The 799-nt window shown below is 34.5% G+C and carries 1 protein-coding gene and 1 pseudogene; both read left to right on the top strand.

What is annotated here, in order from left to right:
• Positions 1-490, top strand: a 490-nt coding sequence (locus J3U35_RS06525) for an EndoU domain-containing protein (protein ID WP_267360328.1), incomplete at its 5' end; no start/stop codon positions are given.
• Positions 491-799: pseudogene (locus J3U35_RS06520) on the top strand (hypothetical protein); the annotation flags it as partial.

Raw genomic sequence — 799 nt, 5'->3', positions numbered from 1 at the left:
AGCTGGAGATTATCTTAATAACTTTAAACCTTCTTCTACACCTGCTGAATTAATTCAACAAGAAGCAGGTAAAGGTACTCAAGTAACAATCAATACTGAACATATTCTAAATGGCGAAATAAAAACTTATGCAAATGGTACTAAGGTTGGTACTGGTGGGCATTATTTAAAAGATCCGAATATTAAAGTAGATAAGTGGACAGGTGCAGCAGATGCTAATGGTGTCACAAAAGGATATATATCAGTCAGAGATCCTGCAACGGGGAAATGGTATAAAAAACAAGCTGAAACAACCTTTTTTCCTGAGCATTGGTCTAAACGACAAACTGAAATGGAAATTAAAAGTGCTTTTGAAAACTCGATACCACACCCAAAAGATAAAAACATGTGGCAGGGAACGTCTTCAAGTGGTATAGAAATATATGGCTATTATAAAAAACCGAATGGTACGGGTGCTACTGCATGGCCAATTTATAAAGGTAAAAAATAAATGAAAAATAAAAAAATATACTTATCTTGGTTAGATGAATCTAAAGAATTTTATCCTACAGGCTTGTTACCCAATGATAATATTAGATATACACCTACACAAGGATACGGAGTTTGTGAAATTGCTACCTGGTTAGGTAACGATATTCAATATTCAATAAACTCAGTCAATATCTGGATTAATAATTTGACAGATTTAGAACACAGCCGAGCACCCGATGGCATGTTTGGCATTGGTAATGCTCACTGGGTTTTGATTACTGGAAATTATGTTTTTATAGGTACTGAATACGTCGAAGAACAACAAGTC

Source organism: Gilliamella sp. B2717 (assembly GCF_026536675.1).
Lineage (GTDB): Bacteria > Pseudomonadota > Gammaproteobacteria > Enterobacterales > Orbaceae > Gilliamella > Gilliamella apicola_I.
This window is presented reverse-complemented; position numbering and strand designations above follow the sequence as displayed.